Consider the following 16997-nt stretch of genomic DNA (forward strand, 5'->3'; position numbering starts at 1 on the left):
AAAGTTGTAAACAAGATTATTTTTTTATGAATAAATTGGGGAGGAAGGGGGTGGGGGGGGGGTGGGGAAGGGTTGTGGAATGATTACAAAAATATTGCGTTTTCTATATGTAAATGATATGTTTTCGCTGTAAAATCAAGGTTTAAGTATGGTTAAAGCAGGTTTTTAGTATGTTAGGTTACTAAATACATACTTTCAGGTTACTTTCAGTATGCTTTCAGTACGAACTAAACTTGTTACTGCCCACCCCGCGTGATGGCACCCTTCCACGTCATTGCCCATCCCGCGTAATGACACCCTCCGCGTCATTGCGAGGAACGAAGCAATCTTTGGACTAATCGAAAGATTGCTTCGTCGTGCCTCCTCGCAATGACGCAGAAAGTGCATCCCCCCATCTCCCCACCACCTCCCACCATCTCCCCCCATCTCCCCATCTCCCCATCTCCCCTTCCAATTAATTTTAAATTTTAAAACATTTACCTAACTTTGCGGCTACAATAAATTAATAAATCATTTCACCATGCCTTTGCAATTCAATACCGTAAAATTATTTGCTGGATCTGGAACCCAGGAGCTAGCGACAAAGATTTCAAAATCTTACGGAAAGCCACTAGGAGACATGACCTTGTCGAAATTCTCTGACGGCGAAATCCAACCTTTCTACAACGAATCCGTTCGTGGAAGTGATGTTTTCCTGATCCAATCGACCAATCAACCATCCGACAACCTGTTGGAATTATTGTTGATGATCGATGCAGCAAAACGTGCTTCAGCACATTTCATTACGGTTGTTGTTCCTTATTTTGGATATGCCCGTCAAGACCGTAAGGACAAACCTCGTGTGGCCATTGGCGCAAAAATGATCGCAAACCTGATCACCGCTGCTGGAGCATCCCGTATCATGACCATGGACCTGCATGCTGCCCAGATTCAAGGCTTCTTTGATATCCCGGTAGATCACTTGGATGGTGCCATCATCTTCGTTCCTTACATCAAATCCTTGAACTTGGAGAACCTGATGATCGCTTCGCCAGATATGGGTGGTTCTTACCGTGCCCGTACCTTCGCGAAATTCTTCAATGCAGAGGTAGTCATCTGTGATAAACGCAGAAAACGTGCAAACGAGATTGAATCGATGTCGATCATTGGTGATGTAACAGGTATGGATGTGGTATTGATCGATGATATCTGCGATACAGCAGGTACCCTATCGAAAGCTGCGGCATTGATCATGGAAAATGGTGCAAAATCTGTTCGTGCAGTATGTACACACGCTGTACTTTCCGGAAAAGCATACGAAACGATCGAGAACTCCGTATTAACGGAAATGATCGTTACAGATACCATTCAGTTGAATCCTGAAAAAGCAGCATTATGCAGTAAAATCAAAGTGCTTTCTACAGCGGATCTTTTCGCAAACGCCATCAAGAACGTAAATGAGCACGGCTCCATCTCGGATCTTTTTGACGTAAAGTAAAGCGAAGCTTTGCTTTACTTTAGTATTTAGTAGTAAGTATTTAGTATAAAGAACTATGTCGGCTAACCTATAGCCGACATTTTTTGTGATATACTTATCCGCCATAGATCAAAGTACTAAGCCGCCATAGATCTTCCTGCTAAGACGCCATAGGTCTAACTACTAAATACTCACTACTAAATACTGCTACTAATTTTGTTTTTCCAAAACAAAATTAGTAGCTTTGCGCCTCATTATTTAAATTTTATAACAATGAAATCAATTGCTATTAGCGGTTCTGCAAGACAGAACGTAGGGAAAAGAGAATCGAAAGAATTGCGTTACGAGGGTCAGATCCCTGCTGTTCTTTACGGAGGTAAAGAGCAAACACATTTTTCGGTTTCCGCAGCTGATTTGAAGCCAGTTCTATACACTCCAGAAGTGATCTTCGTAGAATTGGATATCGATGGTAAAAAAGCAAAAGCTATCGTTCAAGAAGCTCAATTCCACCCATTAACTGATTTAGTTACACATGTTGACTTCTTAGAACTTTTCGATGATAAAGAAGTTTCTGTAAACATTCCTATTACCTTGGTAGGTACTTCTCCAGGTGTTAAAATGGGGGGTAAATTGGTACAGAAATTACGTAAACTTCGCGTGAAAGCATTACCTAACAACCTTCCTCAAGAAATTGAGATCCCTATGGAAGGATTGGAAGTTGGTAAATCTTACCGTGTTGGTAAAGTAGATTTGAAAGACGCAAAAGTATTGAATAACAGCGACGATACTATCGTTTCAGTTGTTATGTCTCGTGCATTACGTCAAGCAGAGCAAGAAGCAGCTAAAGCAGCTAAAGGCGGTAAAAAATAAGTTTAGTAGTTAGTAGTTAGTATTTAGTAGTTAGATGTATAACGGCTAGGTATTTTAAACTTAATAACTAATAAGAACTTAATATTTAGAAAATAGAAAAGGCATCGAAATTCGATGCCTTTTTCATTTTACAAACTGTTCAACTAAATAAAAAAATGTTAATGTAGAGTTTCAATTTTGGTATTGAGACCCGATTGTTAATGTAGAGACTCTTCTAATTTTATTGATTTTGGAAATAAAATATTGTTTTCGAGATGGATGTGTTTATGAAGATCCTGCTCGAACTCCCGCAGCATATCAAACGATACCCGGTAGGTGCTGCAAGCGTCATCTGGCACGGTATAGTTGTTGGTAAGCTCCTTGATGCGTTCAAAGCGGTCGCCTTCGGCCTCATGTTCGTGTACCATCATGCTGATCGGGTTCTTTACGGTTCCGAAGGTAGGGGTTTCCGGCTTTTCCTGATGGCTCTTGGATTCTTCCAAGGCCTCAATGAACGGAAACAGGATGCGTTCTTCCTTTTCCAGATGATGACCCAGATCCAAGGCACATTCCTCGAACAATCGGTTCACTTCGATCAGCTCGGGATGACGCTCACCATGTACGCGAGCGACCTTGTTCAGGTAGGCCAACAGTACAGGCGTTTTCTCCCGCACATAGCGATGGTGGGTCTTCACGATATAGGAAACCAATAGATCGGATGGCCAGGCACTGAAATCGATGTTCTCGCCGCCTTTCGCGTTCAGCACATCCTCCAGCTCGGTAACCAAGGGGTCCAAGGCTACGCCTTTCTTAGCCGCTGCATCTTCCACCGAACGTTGTCCGCCACAGCAGAAATCCAACCCATATTTTGAAAAAACCGCTGCTGTCCTAAAATCCTGCGCAACGATATCACCCATTTTGTTTTTTGCTAATGCTTCCATGTTTTTTCATTTTTTCCCCTCTTATTTGAATTTAAGAGGTTCTTTTTTTATATAAGAGCTTCGTTATAGCGATTTATTCGGCAATGATCTTCCCTTTCATGATGCCCGCATGACCTGGGAAAGTACAGATATAATCGTAGGTTCCAGGTTCCAAGGTGAATTCGATCTTCGATTCCTCACCACCTCCGATCAATTTGGTATGCGCTATGATATCCGCCGATTCAGGGATGTACTCTTTATCCTTTGCTTTCAGTGCTGCCTCGGTAAAGGCCGTGATATCCGTTCCTGCTTTTAAGACCACCAGGTTGTGGCCCATCACTTCTTTGGCCATCTTGCCCACATGCTTTAGGGTAAGGCTTACAGGCTCTCCAGCCTTCACTTTGATCTCGTGGATATTGTATTTCATTTGGTCATCACTCTCCACAACCACCTCATTGGAAACCGCTGCCGTGGAGCTTGGCTCTGCAACAGGGGTACTCGTCGTTGTCGCTGATGTTTCGTGATTACTGTGATCCACTGCTGGTTTATCTTTTTGTTCGCCCGAACCACAAGAGGCAATAAATAGACCTGCGATTGCGAGGCCAGTGAAACTAAATAACTTTTTCATAAGATGTCATTTCTATTTAAGACAAATTTGTCGTTTATATGGAGATTAAAAAGTGATGCTTGCTACTTTTTAAAATGATCCTAAGCTGATTGGCAAAAAATGGGCTATGGGAAATTGTGTGTAATTCCCTATTTTTGCTGCCATGAACTATTTGATCGTCGGATTAGGAAACATAGGCAGGGAATATGCCGATACCAGGCACAATGTAGGTTTTATGGTGGCGGATGAGCTGGCCAATCAGGCAGGGGTTACCTGGTCTACCTTAAAGCATGCCTATTATACCGATTTCAAGCAGCGTGGACATCAGGTGTATGTAATCAAACCGACCACCTACATGAACCTCAGCGGAAAAGCGGTGAACTATTGGATGAAAGAGCTGAAGGTTCCGGTGGAGAACGTATTGGTGATCGTGGATGACCTGGCGATTCCCTTTGGATCTTTGCGCATTAAACCCAAAGGTTCGGCAGCAGGACATAACGGACTACGCTCGATCGAAGCGACCTTGGGCACGCAGGCTTATCCTCGCTTGCGGTTTGGGATTTCGGATAATTTCCAGAAAGGCCGTCAGGTGGATTATGTATTGGGGCCTTTCGATCCGGATGAGCAAAAGGATCTGCCGGCACATATCGAACACGCCGTAAAGATGGTGCATAGCTTCGTAAATATTGGTATTGAACTCACGATGACGAATTTAAATACAAAATAACGAACAAAAATTCTTCTATTCTTGCCGATCATGGCATTTTATACTAAAAATCATAAGGAAATCCATAAAAGATTTCCTTTTTTCATTGGAAAATTCCAAAATTTTTAGTAATTTTTGGAAAAAGAGAAGGAGAAAACCAATGAGGAAGATTAGCCCCTATATTTCGATACCTGTAGTGATCTTTTTAGTGATATTGGGATCAACTGAAGCTTTTCAGCTGCTGAGTGAGCGGTCTGATTGGGATGTTTTTCTAGGGGTCTTGCTGGTGATCCTTCTGATTGCGGTCGTTTATAATTTTTTCAAATATATCTTTAACAAACCAATTGAATGAAAAGAAACATGATTGCTTTGGGCGCGACGCTGTTCGTTGCCCTGATCGTATGGATTAGTTGTACGGAACGTATTGATGCCGGTTATGAAGGCATTAAGGTGAAACTTTACGGCTCGGATAAAGGGGTTCAGGATGTGAGCCTGGTAACGGGTCGGGTATGGTATAATCCGATCACGGAATCCATTTATGAATTTCCGACCTATGTTCAGACTGTGAATTATGAGAATTTTACGGTGAATGCGAAAGATGGATCTGTTTTTACGGTTGATCCTACCCTATCTCTACGCGTGTCGAATGGCAGTACACCGAAGATCTTTATCAAATATAGGAAACAGATCGATGAGATCTTGGGGAATACGTTGGTGAACCATATCAAGGATGTTTACCGCATTGAATTCAATAAGTATTCTACGGATTCTATTATTAGCAACAGGGAGAAATTTGAAGCGGGTGTTCAGGCGAAGATGATTGCTTTCCTGGAGCAGGAAGGATTTATTTTGGAGCAGTTGACCAGCGGTATTCAGTATCCGGAGGCAATTACGCAGGCAATCAATGCGAAGAATGCAGCAATCCAGAAGGCTCAGCAAGCGGAGAATGAGCTGAAGGTGGTGGAAGCAGACGCGAAGAAGATGATCGTGCAGGCAGAGGCGGAAGCAAAGGCCAATGAACTGAGACAAACGACCCTATCGCCTTTGATTATTCAGCAGCAATTTATTGAGAAATGGGACGGCTCTACGCCATTGTATGGAAATAGCCCGGTGATTTTTAAGGAGTTGAAGTAGAGGTAGAGGTATTGGCATGGCGAACTTCCCGTCATTGCGAGAGATACGTCATTGCGAGGAACTATACGTCATTGCGAGGAACGAAGCAATCTTCCCTCATGTCATGCTGAGCGGAGCCGAAGCATCTGTTCGTAGGTAATAACCGTACAGATCCTTCGACTGCGCTCAGGATGACAAAGTCCAAAGATTGCTTCGTCGTACCTCCTCGCAATGACGTAGGGCCACTTAATGTCGCGGAGGTCGCAATGACGGAGTTCCTCGCAATGACAGCGAGGTCGCAATGACGTTCCTCCTCCCCATGACGATAAAAAACCTACTTTGTCATTACCGAAACAGCGCCTTCTGAAGCCTTGTCTCCAAACATATGTTTCGCTGTCTCATCCGGAATATAAGCAACCTCCTTAATATCCTTTACATCCAACCTTGACAACTTCCCTGCTTTCACTTCCTTACCATCTAAATAATACACCGCTTTTTCAGGAAGATTATTCAGGAACTCAGTATAATCCCCCTCCTTTATCAATCGCCTATTGATTCGAATAGGATTCGCATCACCAGGAAACTTTTTAAAACCTGTAACGACTACCTCCTTTACCCTTCCATGTAGCGAAGGAATAGAATCCTTAGTCACTTTTCCAAGGCCATTAAATCCTAACTTTGTTGTAATCAAAATTACACCATCTTTCCCTCTATCACCATATAAAGCGGTAGCGGATTTATCCTTAAGCACGGTAATAGACTCGATATTATGTGTTTCAATCCCCTCCCAACTACTTGCCGGGCTACCATCGACTACGATTAAAGGCTCTCCCACGGACCCTACTTTACTTCCATCGATCCCGAACTTTGTCAGTCCATCCTTATTTCTGAAAAACAACTTTGAAACTTCACCAGTGGTACCAACCCCATTAATATTCAATTTTTTCACCTCTGGATCCCCTTGTTTATTTTCTCCTGAATTACTTCCTATGGAAACAGAAAAGGTCTTTGTATGTCGGCCCTTCAATGCATCAAAATTACTGTTTTCTACCTCTCCTCCCTTAAGGGTAATATAAACTTTCCCCTTATCGGTCTTAGTAGTTCCATCCGTTGGATTATAGATCTCCACAGCTAAAATATTCTTTGGATCAATTTTTTCAAACTCCGCCTCCTCTTTAACCTCTTTTCCATTGACAAAGAACTGCGGACGATCCTCTTTATTCTTATAATTCAATTTAAAATTGTCGGGTTTTACAATCACCATCCGCTTATTGGAACCATCCACATCACTCACATAAGAGGCTTTTCCAGAAACAACCATGTTAACAGAAGGATCGTATGCAATTTTCTTAAGCTGAACAGTATCCCTTTTCACTTCCTTCACCGTATCCTTCGCCCCAATCTTCGGCAAATTCACCACTACCTCATCCAGCATCTTCCCCACATCTGCCTGTTTCAGGTTGTCCACAACAACCTCGATTTTACCTTCTGCCTGGCTTACCGAAAAGGTAATCCCGGCCACGATCAACATCGGGAGCATAAAAGCATATTTGCTCAGCTCCAATTTAGATGACCTTTTTTTGTTCATCATCATAATGCGCTTTTTTAGTGTGTTAAAATTAAACTGATTACTGATGCCGACCCGAGCACCCTGCTTGGTGACATTCAGCAATGAATACTGATAAGTCTGTCGATCCACCCCTTTATCCAGCACCTGTTGATCGGTCAGGAATTCTAGATTCTGACGCACGGCTCTGCGCATGAGCCATACGAAAGGATTGTACCAACAGCTTATCAATACAAACTCAAACAATAATACATCTACACTGTGTTGGCCTTTCACGTGGATGTATTCGTGTTTAAATATATCGTTCAGTTCCAGCTCTTCATGCTGTTGCTGATGTAAATAGATCTTGTTGAAAAATGAAAATGGTGTAATAGGAAATACCACATTCCTGAACAGGTAATCGCGCCACTGGGCAGGCTTCGAATGCCAATGTATCCGAAATAGGCTCAACAATTGGAAGATCAGCTTCAGGGCAAAAACAGCGGCTCCTAATAGCAAAAGTCCAGCCAGCAGGTCCGAGAGCGCCAAACTGCTCTGGGTTTCCTCCAGGTCAAAAGGCAGATAAGCCAGCACCTCCCCTTTTGGAAGATCGATCTTTTCTGCAAACCATGCCCTGATGTTCAGAAAGGGATATACAAAGGCATATACTGCGCCCAAAACAAAATAAACCCTGTTGAGGGAATAGAATGTCAATCCCTTCAACAGAAAATGATAGCCCAGGAATAACAGACTCAGCAATAGGTTTACTTGAAGGATATAGGTTAGTAGACTTTCCATGGTTAGTCGCTTTTATGGTACAGGATGTTTTGCTATTCTTCTTCGGAAGGATTACTTGCTTTTATTGTTCTGGATCATATCCATGATTTCCTTCAGTTCATTCGGGCTCAGTTTCTCTTCTTTCACGAAAAAGGAAACCATCTCCTTATAGGAGTTCTTAAAATAATCGCCCACGAAGGAGTTCATGAATTTTCCTTTATACTCTTCTGAGCTGATGAGTGGCTCGTAACGTTTGGCATTGGCATATTTTACAGGTTTTACATAACCTTTCCGCTCCAGGTTCCGGATGGTGGACGCCAAAGTGGTATAGGGCATTTCCGAACCCTTCATGTTCTCCAGAATCTCTCGAATAAAGCCGCCATTCAATTGCCAGATGGACAGCATCGCCTCTTCTTCTTGTATCGTTAATTTTTCCATTTTCCTTATTATTTCCTCTAATTTACGAATAATTCGTAGTTCTCCAAGATATTTAACATTTTTTTAATATTTGGTTCAACAGCTAAGTGGCTGAGGGTTAGCGAGACAACCATCAAAAGCGCTATTAAAAACAGCCTTAAATACAGCAAAAAAGGCTAAAATAAGGTTTTCCGAACTTTCTGGAAATTTGTCTTAAAATGACGATTATATGTTATTATTATTCAATTTTAACCTCAGAAAATAGAAATCAATTTTATACATTTGTAAGTAAACGTTATATGTTATAATACCATTAATACTAGAAATTTTATTATGTCTGAAACTGCATCTATTAACTTGAATGGATCTACCTTCGAGATGCCTGTCATCACAGGGACAGAGAATGAGAAAGCCCTAGATATTTCGAAACTTAGAGACCAATCAGGATATATTACTTTGGATCCCGGATTCAAGAACACGGGTTCTACAAAAAGTGCTATTACATTCCTAGACGGTGAAAAGGGTATCCTACAATACAGAGGATATGCTATTGAAGATTTAGCTGAAAAATCCACTTTCCTTGAAGTTGCTTATTTATTGATCTACGGAGATCTTCCTTCGAAGGACGTACTGGAGAAATTCCGTGCGGATATTCGTGCTCAGATGATGATCCATGAGGATATGAAGAACTTCTTTACAGGATTTCCTTCCAAATCACACCCGATGGGTCAATTGTCCTGTTTAGTAGGTGTATTATCTTCTTTCTATCCAGAGTCTTTGAACCCGAACCAAACAGAAGAAGAAGAAAACAAAACCATCATCAATCTATTGGCGAAAATGCCTACGATTGTTTCTTGGATCCAGAAGAAATCATTGGGACATCCGGTAGTTTATCCGAAGAACAATTTCGGTTATATCGAGAACTTCCTGAACATGATCTTTGGAGAGGTGAATCAAGAGAAAACTTTCGATCCATTGATCATTGATGCAATGCATAAATTATTGATCCTTCATGCAGATCATGAGCAGAACTGTTCGACCTCTACGGTAAGAATGGTAGGATCATCCAATGCGAATATGTACGCTTCGATCTCAGCAGGAATCAATGCGCTTTGGGGACCACTTCATGGTGGAGCGAACCAAGCGGTAATTGAAATGTTGGAAGCGATCAAAGCTGATGGTGGCGATGCAGACAAATATTTGGCAAAAGCAAAAGATAAGAACGATCCTTTCCGTTTGATGGGATTCGGACACCGTGTATATAAGAACTTTGACCCTCGTGCGAAGATCATTAAGAAAGCTTGTGACGATGTGTTGGAGAAATTAGGGGTTAATGATCCGGTATTGGATATTGCGAAACGTTTGGAAGAAGCAGCATTGAACGATCAGTATTTCATCGATCGTAAGTTGTATCCGAATGTGGATTTCTATTCGGGAATTATTTACCGTGCATTAGGATTTAACTCGGATATGTTTACGGTATTGTTCGCTCTTGGTCGTTTACCAGGATGGATCGCACAATGGAAAGAAATGAGGGATAATAAAGAACCGATCGGAAGACCAAGACAGGTTTATATCGGTGAGACTTTACGTCCTTATGTGCCAATCTCTGAGAGGTAGGTAACACGTCATTTCGAGGCACTACACGTCATTGCGAGGAACGAAGCAATCTTCAAACTAATCGAAAGATTGCTTCGTTCCTCGCAATGACGCTTTTTTTGCTCCTCCCTAACCCACTTCTCCCTATCCCACATCTCGCCAACCCACTTACCCTATCCCACAAAAAAAAAGCCTCCCAATTCTTGGAAGGCTAAAAAAAATAAAAAAAATATCTTATCGAATACGAATCTTATCTAACCGTAAACCGTTTCACTACCGATTCCGTTCCGGAACTAACCCTTACAAAATAAAACCCTTCGAATAATTTCTGGTTCACATCAAAACTCAAACTCTGCTGTCCAGCTTCTAAGCTTGAATTATGCAGGTTCAACACTTCATTTCCCAAGGCATCCATAATCTTAATCACTACCGTATTGCTCTTGTTCAATTTGAAGTTCACTGTAACCTCTCCAGCAATAGGATTGTACAATACTTTTACATCATTGATTAATTTATCTGACTGCTCAGCCAATAAATTCACTTTTGCGACGTTTCTACTTTTAGATGCCACCATAGCGACCTTATTTGACCTTGTTCCAGCCGTATCAACGGATGAATGAGAGGCTTGCGCATAGCTGAACACAGCCCCTAAAAGGACTATGTTTAATAGTGCATAGCGTGATATTTTCCTCAATTCTAATTTCATCGTTGGTACTTAGATTTCTTTTCTGTGACTTGGTTTAACCAAAAGTAATCATTTAATCCTTAAAACCTAATACAAAAGTAGAGATTTTTCGATTTTTTGACGGGAAAAAATAAATCCTTTAACAATTTTTAACAGGAAATTACGTTGTGCCATAAAAAGTTGTAATTTCGTGCCGTTTTTATATTCTAAAACATTAACAATTAAGTATGTCCACAGACCATAAACAAAATCTCAACAAAATAAGTTTTGCGGGATTATTAATTAGTTTAGGAATCATTTTTGGCGACATCGGAACATCTCCCCTCTATGTATTCAAAGCGATCTTTAATAAAGGTGAAATCACGGAAATGGTCATCTTCGGAGGCCTTTCCTGTATCTTTTGGACGCTAACCCTACAAACGACTGTCAAATACGTATTGATTACCCTCAATGCCGATAACAAAGGGGAAGGTGGTATCCTATCCCTGTTCTCCCTGGTGAGAAGAAGAGCAAAATGGTTGATCATCCCGGCCATCATCGGTGCGAGTACACTGCTGGCCGATGGTATGATCACGCCTGCGATCACCATTTCCTCTGCGGTGGAAGGTTTGGCCATTAAAACGCCAAATTTCCCTACCATTCCGGTCGTGGTACTCATCATTTCCCTACTATTTATCATTCAACGATTCGGAACGAATATCGTCGGCCGTGTTTTCGGCCCGTTGATGTTCATCTGGTTCTCCACTATCGGGATCTTAGGGATCTCCTACCTTGGACATTCGCCGGAAATCTGGAAGGCTTTAAATCCATATTATGCTTACCAATTATTGAGCAATTACCCCAATGCCTGGTTTATCTTAGGGGCCATCTTCCTGTGTACAACGGGTGCTGAGGCGCTTTATTCCGATATGGGGCACTGTGGTAAGTCGAATATCCGTATCTCCTGGATCTTTGTGAAACTGATGTTGATCCTGAACTACTTCGGACAGGGTGCCTGGTTATTGGAACATCAAGGTTCCATGTTGGGTGAAATCAACCCGTTCTATGCCATTATGCCGGATTGGTTTGTGATCTGGGGAGTGACCATTGCGACCATTGCGGCTATCATCGCCAGTCAGGCGATGATTTCCGGATCATTTACGCTGATTGCCGAAGCTGTACGTCTGAATATTTGGCCGAAAGTGGCTATTCGATATCCTAGTGACCATAAAGGACAGATCTATGTCCCATCGGTTAACCTCATCCTCTATTTAGGCTGTATGTTAATCATCTTGGTATTCCGGGAATCCAGTAACATGGAGGCAGCCTATGGATTGGCCATTAACCTGACTTTCATCACCACAACCATCCTGATGACGGTATTTATGCTCAGAAAACGCATCAACCCTATTTTGGTAGGGCTGTTTGCCCTGGTGTATACTACCATCGAACTGGCTTTCTTGATGGGTAATATCAGTAAGATCACGCATGGTGGCTGGTTGACTTTGCTATTGGCCATTGTATTGTTCGTAGTGATGTATGCTTGGTTCGGCGCAAGGAAGATCAAGAACAGGTTTGTGAAGTTTGTGGATGTTAGGGAGTATTATCCTATCCTATCGGAATTGAGCGAGGATGAAACGGTGCCTTATTTTGCTTCCCATTTGGTGTATCTGACCAGTGCGAATAATATCCATGAGGTGGAATCGAAGATTACCTATTCGATCATCAATAAGAAGCCGAAACGGGCCGATGTGTATTGGCTGGCGCATGTGGATGTGATGGATAATCCGCATACGAGAGAATATAAGGTGACGCAATTGGTTCCTGGAAAAGTTATCCGGATAGATTTTCACTTGGGATTTAGGGAAGAGCAAAAGATCAGTTTATTGTTCCGGAAAGTGGTGGAAGATATGGTGAAGAATGGGGAGATTGATATAACCAGTAATTATGCGACCTTGAAGAAGCATCATATCCCTGGAGATTTTAATTTTGTTGTGCTGGAGAAAGTGATTTCGAAAACGCATTTCTTGAAATGGAATGAGAAAATTATTCTGGAGATCTATAAGGTTTTGAAAAAGTTCAGTTTATCGGAAGAAAAGGGTTTTGGGTTGGATAGTAGTTTTGTGACGCTTGAAAGGGTTCCATTGACTATTCCGAATACGGAAGAAGTGAAGCTGAAGAGGTTGTAGGGTTTTAGGCATTGCGAGGCTTCGCGTCATTGCGAAACTCTACGTCATTGCGAAACTATACGTCATTGCGAAGAACTTTCACGTCATTGCGAGGAGGTGCGACGAAGAAATCTTCCGATATGCGGCGCCCCATGTCATCCTGAGCGTAGTCGAAGGATCTATACGCTGTTACAAACGAACAGATGGTTCGACTACGCTCACCATGACATGGGTAAAGATTGCTTCGTTCCTCGCAATGACGATATATTTACTTCTCTTCCTTCCCTAATTTCGAGTGCTTATACCCATACGCGAAATAAATCACCAATCCTATCAACAACCAAATAATAAAAATTATCCAGTTACTTGCCCCCAATTCCGACATCAAGTATAGATTAATCAACACCCCAATCACCGGCAACAAAGAAAAATTATACTTATAACTCAACACACTCATCACTGCCCACACCAACCAAAATACAATCACCAGTGATTTATGCAACAATATCTCCGTAGAACCCATGGTCAACCAATGATCAAGAGTCTCTCCTCCGTATCTATACACCAAAAACAATCCCACCAAAAATCCAATCCCCACAATATACTTCCCATTCACATAAGGCACCCTAAACTTAGATTTCTTTGAAATCCCCGAATGGTCCATATACAACACCCCACAACAAACCAAAATAAAGGCAAAGAAAGTTCCCACAGAAGTCAGATCCACAAAGAAATCCATCTTAAAGAACAATGCTGGAATAGCCACGACAAAGCCTGTCACAATCGTTGCAAAGGAAGGAGTCTTATATTTTGGATGGATCTTCGAAAAGCTCTTTCCCAACAAACCATCACGGCTCATGGTCATCCAGATTCTTGGTTGTGCCAATTGAAACACCAACAAAGCAGAAGTAATCGCAATAACCGAAGTCACCGAAATAATCCCCGCCATATGATCAAATCCCACATAGGAAAACACATAGGCCAATGGATCTTTCACATTCAATTCCTTATAATTCACCATACCGGTAAGCACCAAGGTGATCGCCACATACAGAACCGCACAGATCAACAAACAATAGATCATCGCTCTAGGCAGATCCCGTTGAGGGTTCTTACACTCCTCCGCAGTTGTAGAAATTGAATCAAAGCCAATAAAGGCAAAGAAAACCGCAGCTACACCGCTCATCACCCCTCCCAAACCATTTGGTGCAAATGGCATCCAGTTCTCCGGTTTTACAAAGAAAATACCACCCAGGATCACTGCCAGGATGATCCCCACCTTGATGATCACCATGATGTTACTCGCCTTCCTGGACTCCTTGATACCGATATACACCAACCAGGTCACCAAAACTGTGATAATCCCCGCAGGGATATCCAGGATGATCGGCATCCCAGCAATCCGCGGAGCGGTTTCATAAGCTTGTAAAGCGATCTTATCGATGTTCTCCATCTTATCCAGACCAACCTCCAGGAACTTCTGATGCGCATCCAGGGCATAGCCCGGTGCCATCGTCATCCATCGGGGGATGTTGATGCCAAAGCCTTCGAGCATGGAAACAAAATACTGCGACCAGGAAATGGCCACCACCATATTGGAAACGGCATATTCGAGCACAAGCGCCCATCCAATGATCCAGGCGAACAGTTCCCCGAAAGTCACATAGGCATAGGTATAGGCACTTCCGGAAACAGGGACCGTACTGGCGAACTGTGCATAAGATAAGGCAGTGAACACACAGGCAAATGCGACAAAAACGAACAACATGGAGACCGCCGGCCCCCCGTTATAACTCGCCAAGCCGATGGTACTGAAGATACCGGCACCTACAATGGCCGCAATACCCAGGGAAACCAAATCCCTTACACCTAATATTTTTGCTAGTCCAGAACCGCCGTGCTCGGCATCGGACAAGATTTGATCAACGCTTTTCTTACGGAAAAGTCTATTTGCCATATTTAGTTAATTTATTGGGTCAAGGCTACAAATGTGAAAAAAATTATGATAAATACGTGATATTATCCTGAATATACATGTAGATCTCCTTGAAATTTGTTAATTGATTATCCCTATAATTGATCAGGACCTCGGTCAGTGCCTCGTGTTGGCTGGGCTGCGTTTCGAAAGTCCAAATACGTTTTGATATGTTGAATAAGGGGTTTGAAATCTTTTCCACCTCCTTATACTCAAAGATATAGCGCCAAGAGAGGAACTTATCATAAAAATCCATAAAGCCTTCCACATCCTCTACCCCCAGTGTTTTCAGGTAAGAACGCAAGGTGGATAGGTTTACATGTTCCAAATGTTCATACAATCGGCTTACGTTGACCAATTCGTGCTGGATCAGTAGATGGTCAAGCAGCAGTTCGATGGCAATATGCGCCATAAAGGAGGCGCGAATGGGCAAGCCTTCCAATACGGGTTCCAATTGCTTGCGCAATACATGGTTATGCTCGAGAAAGAATTCACTGCTATGGAAAAGCTTGTCGACTTCCACATGCCGGTACCAACCTTCGGAAATGGCCTGGGTCTGTGGATGGAGGAAAAATTGTTCTTCTTGTTTTTGGGGATGAAAGATATAGCTCTTATCTACATTTTTTAAAAGGTCGGGTAGCAGGGAGCCCAAAACACGCTCCGGCTGTGTCGCATACCGTTCAAAATAGAAATGAGAAAGAAAATTCATATCAACCCAATAACCGAACAATTTATCTGTAAGATACATTTTAATCTGTTATCTTTGCAATTCTTTAATAAAAAATCTTAAGGGTAAACTATGAACTTTGTAGAAGAACTACGCTGGAGAGGCATGCTTCAAGACATCATGCCAGGAACAGAAGAATTGCTAAACAAAGAAAAGGTGGCAGGCTATATCGGCTTCGACCCTACAGGCGATTCGCTACATGTTGGTCATTTAACGCAGATCATGACCCTGATCCACTTCCAACACGCTGGTCACAAACCGGTAGCTTTGGTGGGTGGTGCAACAGGAATGATCGGCGACCCTTCATTCAAATCAGCGGAGAGAAATCTCTTAGATGAAGAAACCTTACAACGCAATGTGAATGCGTTGAAAAATCAACTTGCAAAATTCTTGAGTTTTGGCGACGGGGAGACCGATGCCAAGATGGTGAACAATTACGATTGGTTCAAGGATTTCAAGTTTCTAGACTTCATCCGTGATATCGGGAAGCTGATTACCGTGAATTATATGATGGCCAAAGATTCTGTAAAGAAACGCTTGGAAGGCGAAAGTGGACTTTCCTTCACTGAATTCTCCTATCAACTAATTCAAGGTTATGATTTCTATTATCTATGGAAAAACCACAATTGTAAGGTGCAGATGGGTGGATCGGATCAATGGGGAAATATTGTTACCGGTAGTGAACTGATTCGTCGTATCGATCAGGGATCGGCCTTTGCGGTGACTACGCAATTGATCAAGAAATCGGATGGCCAAAAGTTCGGTAAAACCGAATCGGGAGCTGTATGGTTGGATCCGAAGAAAACTTCGCCTTATAAATATTATCAATTCTGGTTGAACGCTACGGATGATGACAGTAAATCGTGGATCAAGATCTTTACCTTAAAACCGAAGGAAGAGATTGATGCGATCATTGCAGAGCATGATGCTGCCCCACATTTACGTATCGTTCAAAAAGCATTGGCAAAAGATATTACGATCCGTACGCATTCGGAACAGGATTATGAAACAGCTGTTAAGACTTCGGAATTTCTTTTTGGAAATGGCGATTTGAGTTTCTTGTCCAATTTGGAGCATGATGCGGTTTTGGAAGTGTTCGATGGTGTACCTCAATTTGATCTTGCAAAAGATAAATTAGCGGCAGGGATAAATATTCTTGATCTTTTAGCAGTGGAAACACAGGTGTTTCCTTCTAAAGGTGAAGCTAGAAAAATGTTGCAAGGTGGTGGTGTTTCGTTGAACAGAGAGAAACTAACTGATGTGGAATTGGTGGTTGGGAATGATCAGTTGATCAATGGAAAGTATTTGATCGCGCAACGCGGTAAGAAGAATTATTATTTGATAACGGTTTCTTAAGAAACCTGCGTCATCGTAAGTTTGTAGGGAAGTTATAGGAATTAAAGAAACAGAATATAATTTTGTATTTCATTTAGGATACAGCGAGAGAGGGAGTAAGATTTTTAATCGTCATTG

Annotated in this window: 15 protein-coding genes; 8 read left to right on the forward strand and 7 right to left on the reverse strand. The window is 42.1% G+C overall.

Annotated elements, in window-relative coordinates; genetic code table 11:
* The first annotated feature begins 520 nt into the window (after positions 1 to 520).
* Both VJ786_RS15600 and VJ786_RS15605 read left to right on the forward strand, forming a co-directional pair.
* Positions 521 to 1477: a ribose-phosphate pyrophosphokinase gene (locus VJ786_RS15600; protein WP_336558013.1), complete on the forward strand. Its 957-nt coding sequence runs from the start codon at positions 521 to 523 to the stop codon at positions 1475 to 1477.
* Positions 1478 to 1729: 252 nt separating this feature from the next.
* Positions 1730 to 2326 (forward strand): 50S ribosomal protein L25/general stress protein Ctc, encoded by a 597-nt coding sequence (locus VJ786_RS15605; protein ID WP_099368214.1) that lies wholly within the window; start codon positions 1730 to 1732, stop codon positions 2324 to 2326.
* 197 nt (positions 2327 to 2523) lie between these two features.
* On the opposite strand, the gene ric is transcribed toward VJ786_RS15605, so the two are convergent.
* Both ric and azu read right to left on the reverse strand, forming a co-directional pair.
* On the reverse strand, positions 2524 to 3246 hold the full coding sequence (gene ric, locus VJ786_RS15610; RefSeq protein ID WP_099368213.1) for an iron-sulfur cluster repair di-iron protein: 723 nt from the start codon (positions 3244 to 3246) through the stop codon (positions 2524 to 2526).
* Positions 3247 to 3319: 73 nt separating this feature from the next.
* Entirely contained in the window at positions 3320 to 3853 is a 534-nt protein-coding gene (azu, locus tag VJ786_RS15615; protein WP_134776231.1) for an azurin, read from the reverse strand.
* Positions 3854 to 3995: 142 nt separating this feature from the next.
* On the opposite strand from azu, the gene pth reads away from it, so the two are divergent.
* From pth to VJ786_RS15630, 3 genes are all read left to right on the forward strand, one after another.
* Positions 3996 to 4559: an aminoacyl-tRNA hydrolase gene (pth, locus tag VJ786_RS15620; RefSeq protein WP_134776232.1), complete on the forward strand. Its 564-nt coding sequence runs from the start codon at positions 3996 to 3998 to the stop codon at positions 4557 to 4559.
* 139 nt (positions 4560 to 4698) lie between these two features.
* Entirely contained in the window at positions 4699 to 4890 is a 192-nt protein-coding gene (locus VJ786_RS15625; protein WP_099368210.1) for a hypothetical protein, read from the forward strand.
* Positions 4887 to 5672 carry a prohibitin family protein gene (locus VJ786_RS15630; protein WP_099368209.1) on the forward strand — a complete coding sequence of 262 codons (786 nt, stop codon included), beginning with the start codon at positions 4887 to 4889 and terminating at the stop codon, positions 5670 to 5672. The genes VJ786_RS15625 and VJ786_RS15630 overlap by 4 nt, the downstream gene beginning before the upstream one ends.
* A 313-nt stretch (positions 5673 to 5985) precedes the next feature.
* On the opposite strand, the gene VJ786_RS15635 is transcribed toward VJ786_RS15630, so the two are convergent.
* Together VJ786_RS15635 and VJ786_RS15640 are read right to left on the reverse strand one after the other, a co-directional pair.
* Complete coding sequence (locus tag VJ786_RS15635) at positions 5986 to 7995, reverse strand: M56 family metallopeptidase (protein WP_134776233.1); 2010 nt, start codon at positions 7993 to 7995, stop codon at positions 5986 to 5988.
* A gap of 51 nt (positions 7996 to 8046) precedes the next feature.
* Positions 8047 to 8412 (reverse strand): BlaI/MecI/CopY family transcriptional regulator, encoded by a 366-nt coding sequence (locus VJ786_RS15640; protein ID WP_099368207.1) that lies wholly within the window; start codon positions 8410 to 8412, stop codon positions 8047 to 8049.
* Positions 8413 to 8724: 312 nt separating this feature from the next.
* Here VJ786_RS15640 and VJ786_RS15645 point away from each other — a divergent pair, with 312 nt between their 5' ends.
* On the forward strand, positions 8725 to 10011 hold the full coding sequence (locus VJ786_RS15645; protein ID WP_099368206.1) for a citrate synthase: 1287 nt from the start codon (positions 8725 to 8727) through the stop codon (positions 10009 to 10011).
* A gap of 229 nt (positions 10012 to 10240) precedes the next feature.
* Here the strand turns inward: VJ786_RS15645 and VJ786_RS15650 are convergent, their stop codons facing one another.
* Positions 10241 to 10696, reverse strand: coding sequence for a T9SS type A sorting domain-containing protein (locus VJ786_RS15650; protein WP_134776234.1), 456 nt, complete (start codon positions 10694 to 10696; stop codon positions 10241 to 10243).
* 206 nt (positions 10697 to 10902) lie between these two features.
* Between VJ786_RS15650 and VJ786_RS15655 the strand changes: the two genes are divergently transcribed.
* The gene (locus VJ786_RS15655) at positions 10903 to 12843 is read left to right on the forward strand and encodes a KUP/HAK/KT family potassium transporter (RefSeq protein ID WP_134776235.1); all 1941 of its coding nucleotides are present in this window, start codon (positions 10903 to 10905) and stop codon (positions 12841 to 12843) included.
* Between the two features lie 247 nt (positions 12844 to 13090).
* On the opposite strand, the gene VJ786_RS15660 is transcribed toward VJ786_RS15655, so the two are convergent.
* Both VJ786_RS15660 and VJ786_RS15665 read right to left on the reverse strand, forming a co-directional pair.
* Positions 13091 to 14779 carry an amino acid permease gene (locus tag VJ786_RS15660; RefSeq protein WP_134776236.1) on the reverse strand — a complete coding sequence of 563 codons (1689 nt, stop codon included), beginning with the start codon at positions 14777 to 14779 and terminating at the stop codon, positions 13091 to 13093.
* A 43-nt stretch (positions 14780 to 14822) separates the two neighbouring features.
* Entirely contained in the window at positions 14823 to 15545 is a 723-nt protein-coding gene (locus VJ786_RS15665) for an ACP phosphodiesterase (RefSeq protein WP_099368202.1), read from the reverse strand.
* A gap of 51 nt (positions 15546 to 15596) precedes the next feature.
* On the opposite strand from VJ786_RS15665, the gene tyrS reads away from it, so the two are divergent.
* Positions 15597 to 16880, forward strand: coding sequence for a tyrosine--tRNA ligase (gene tyrS, locus VJ786_RS15670; RefSeq protein WP_134776237.1), 1284 nt, complete (start codon positions 15597 to 15599; stop codon positions 16878 to 16880).
* Positions 16881 to 16997 lie beyond the last annotated feature (117 nt).

The organism is Sphingobacterium tenebrionis (assembly GCF_037126265.1).
GTDB classification, from domain to species: domain Bacteria; phylum Bacteroidota; class Bacteroidia; order Sphingobacteriales; family Sphingobacteriaceae; genus Sphingobacterium; species Sphingobacterium tenebrionis.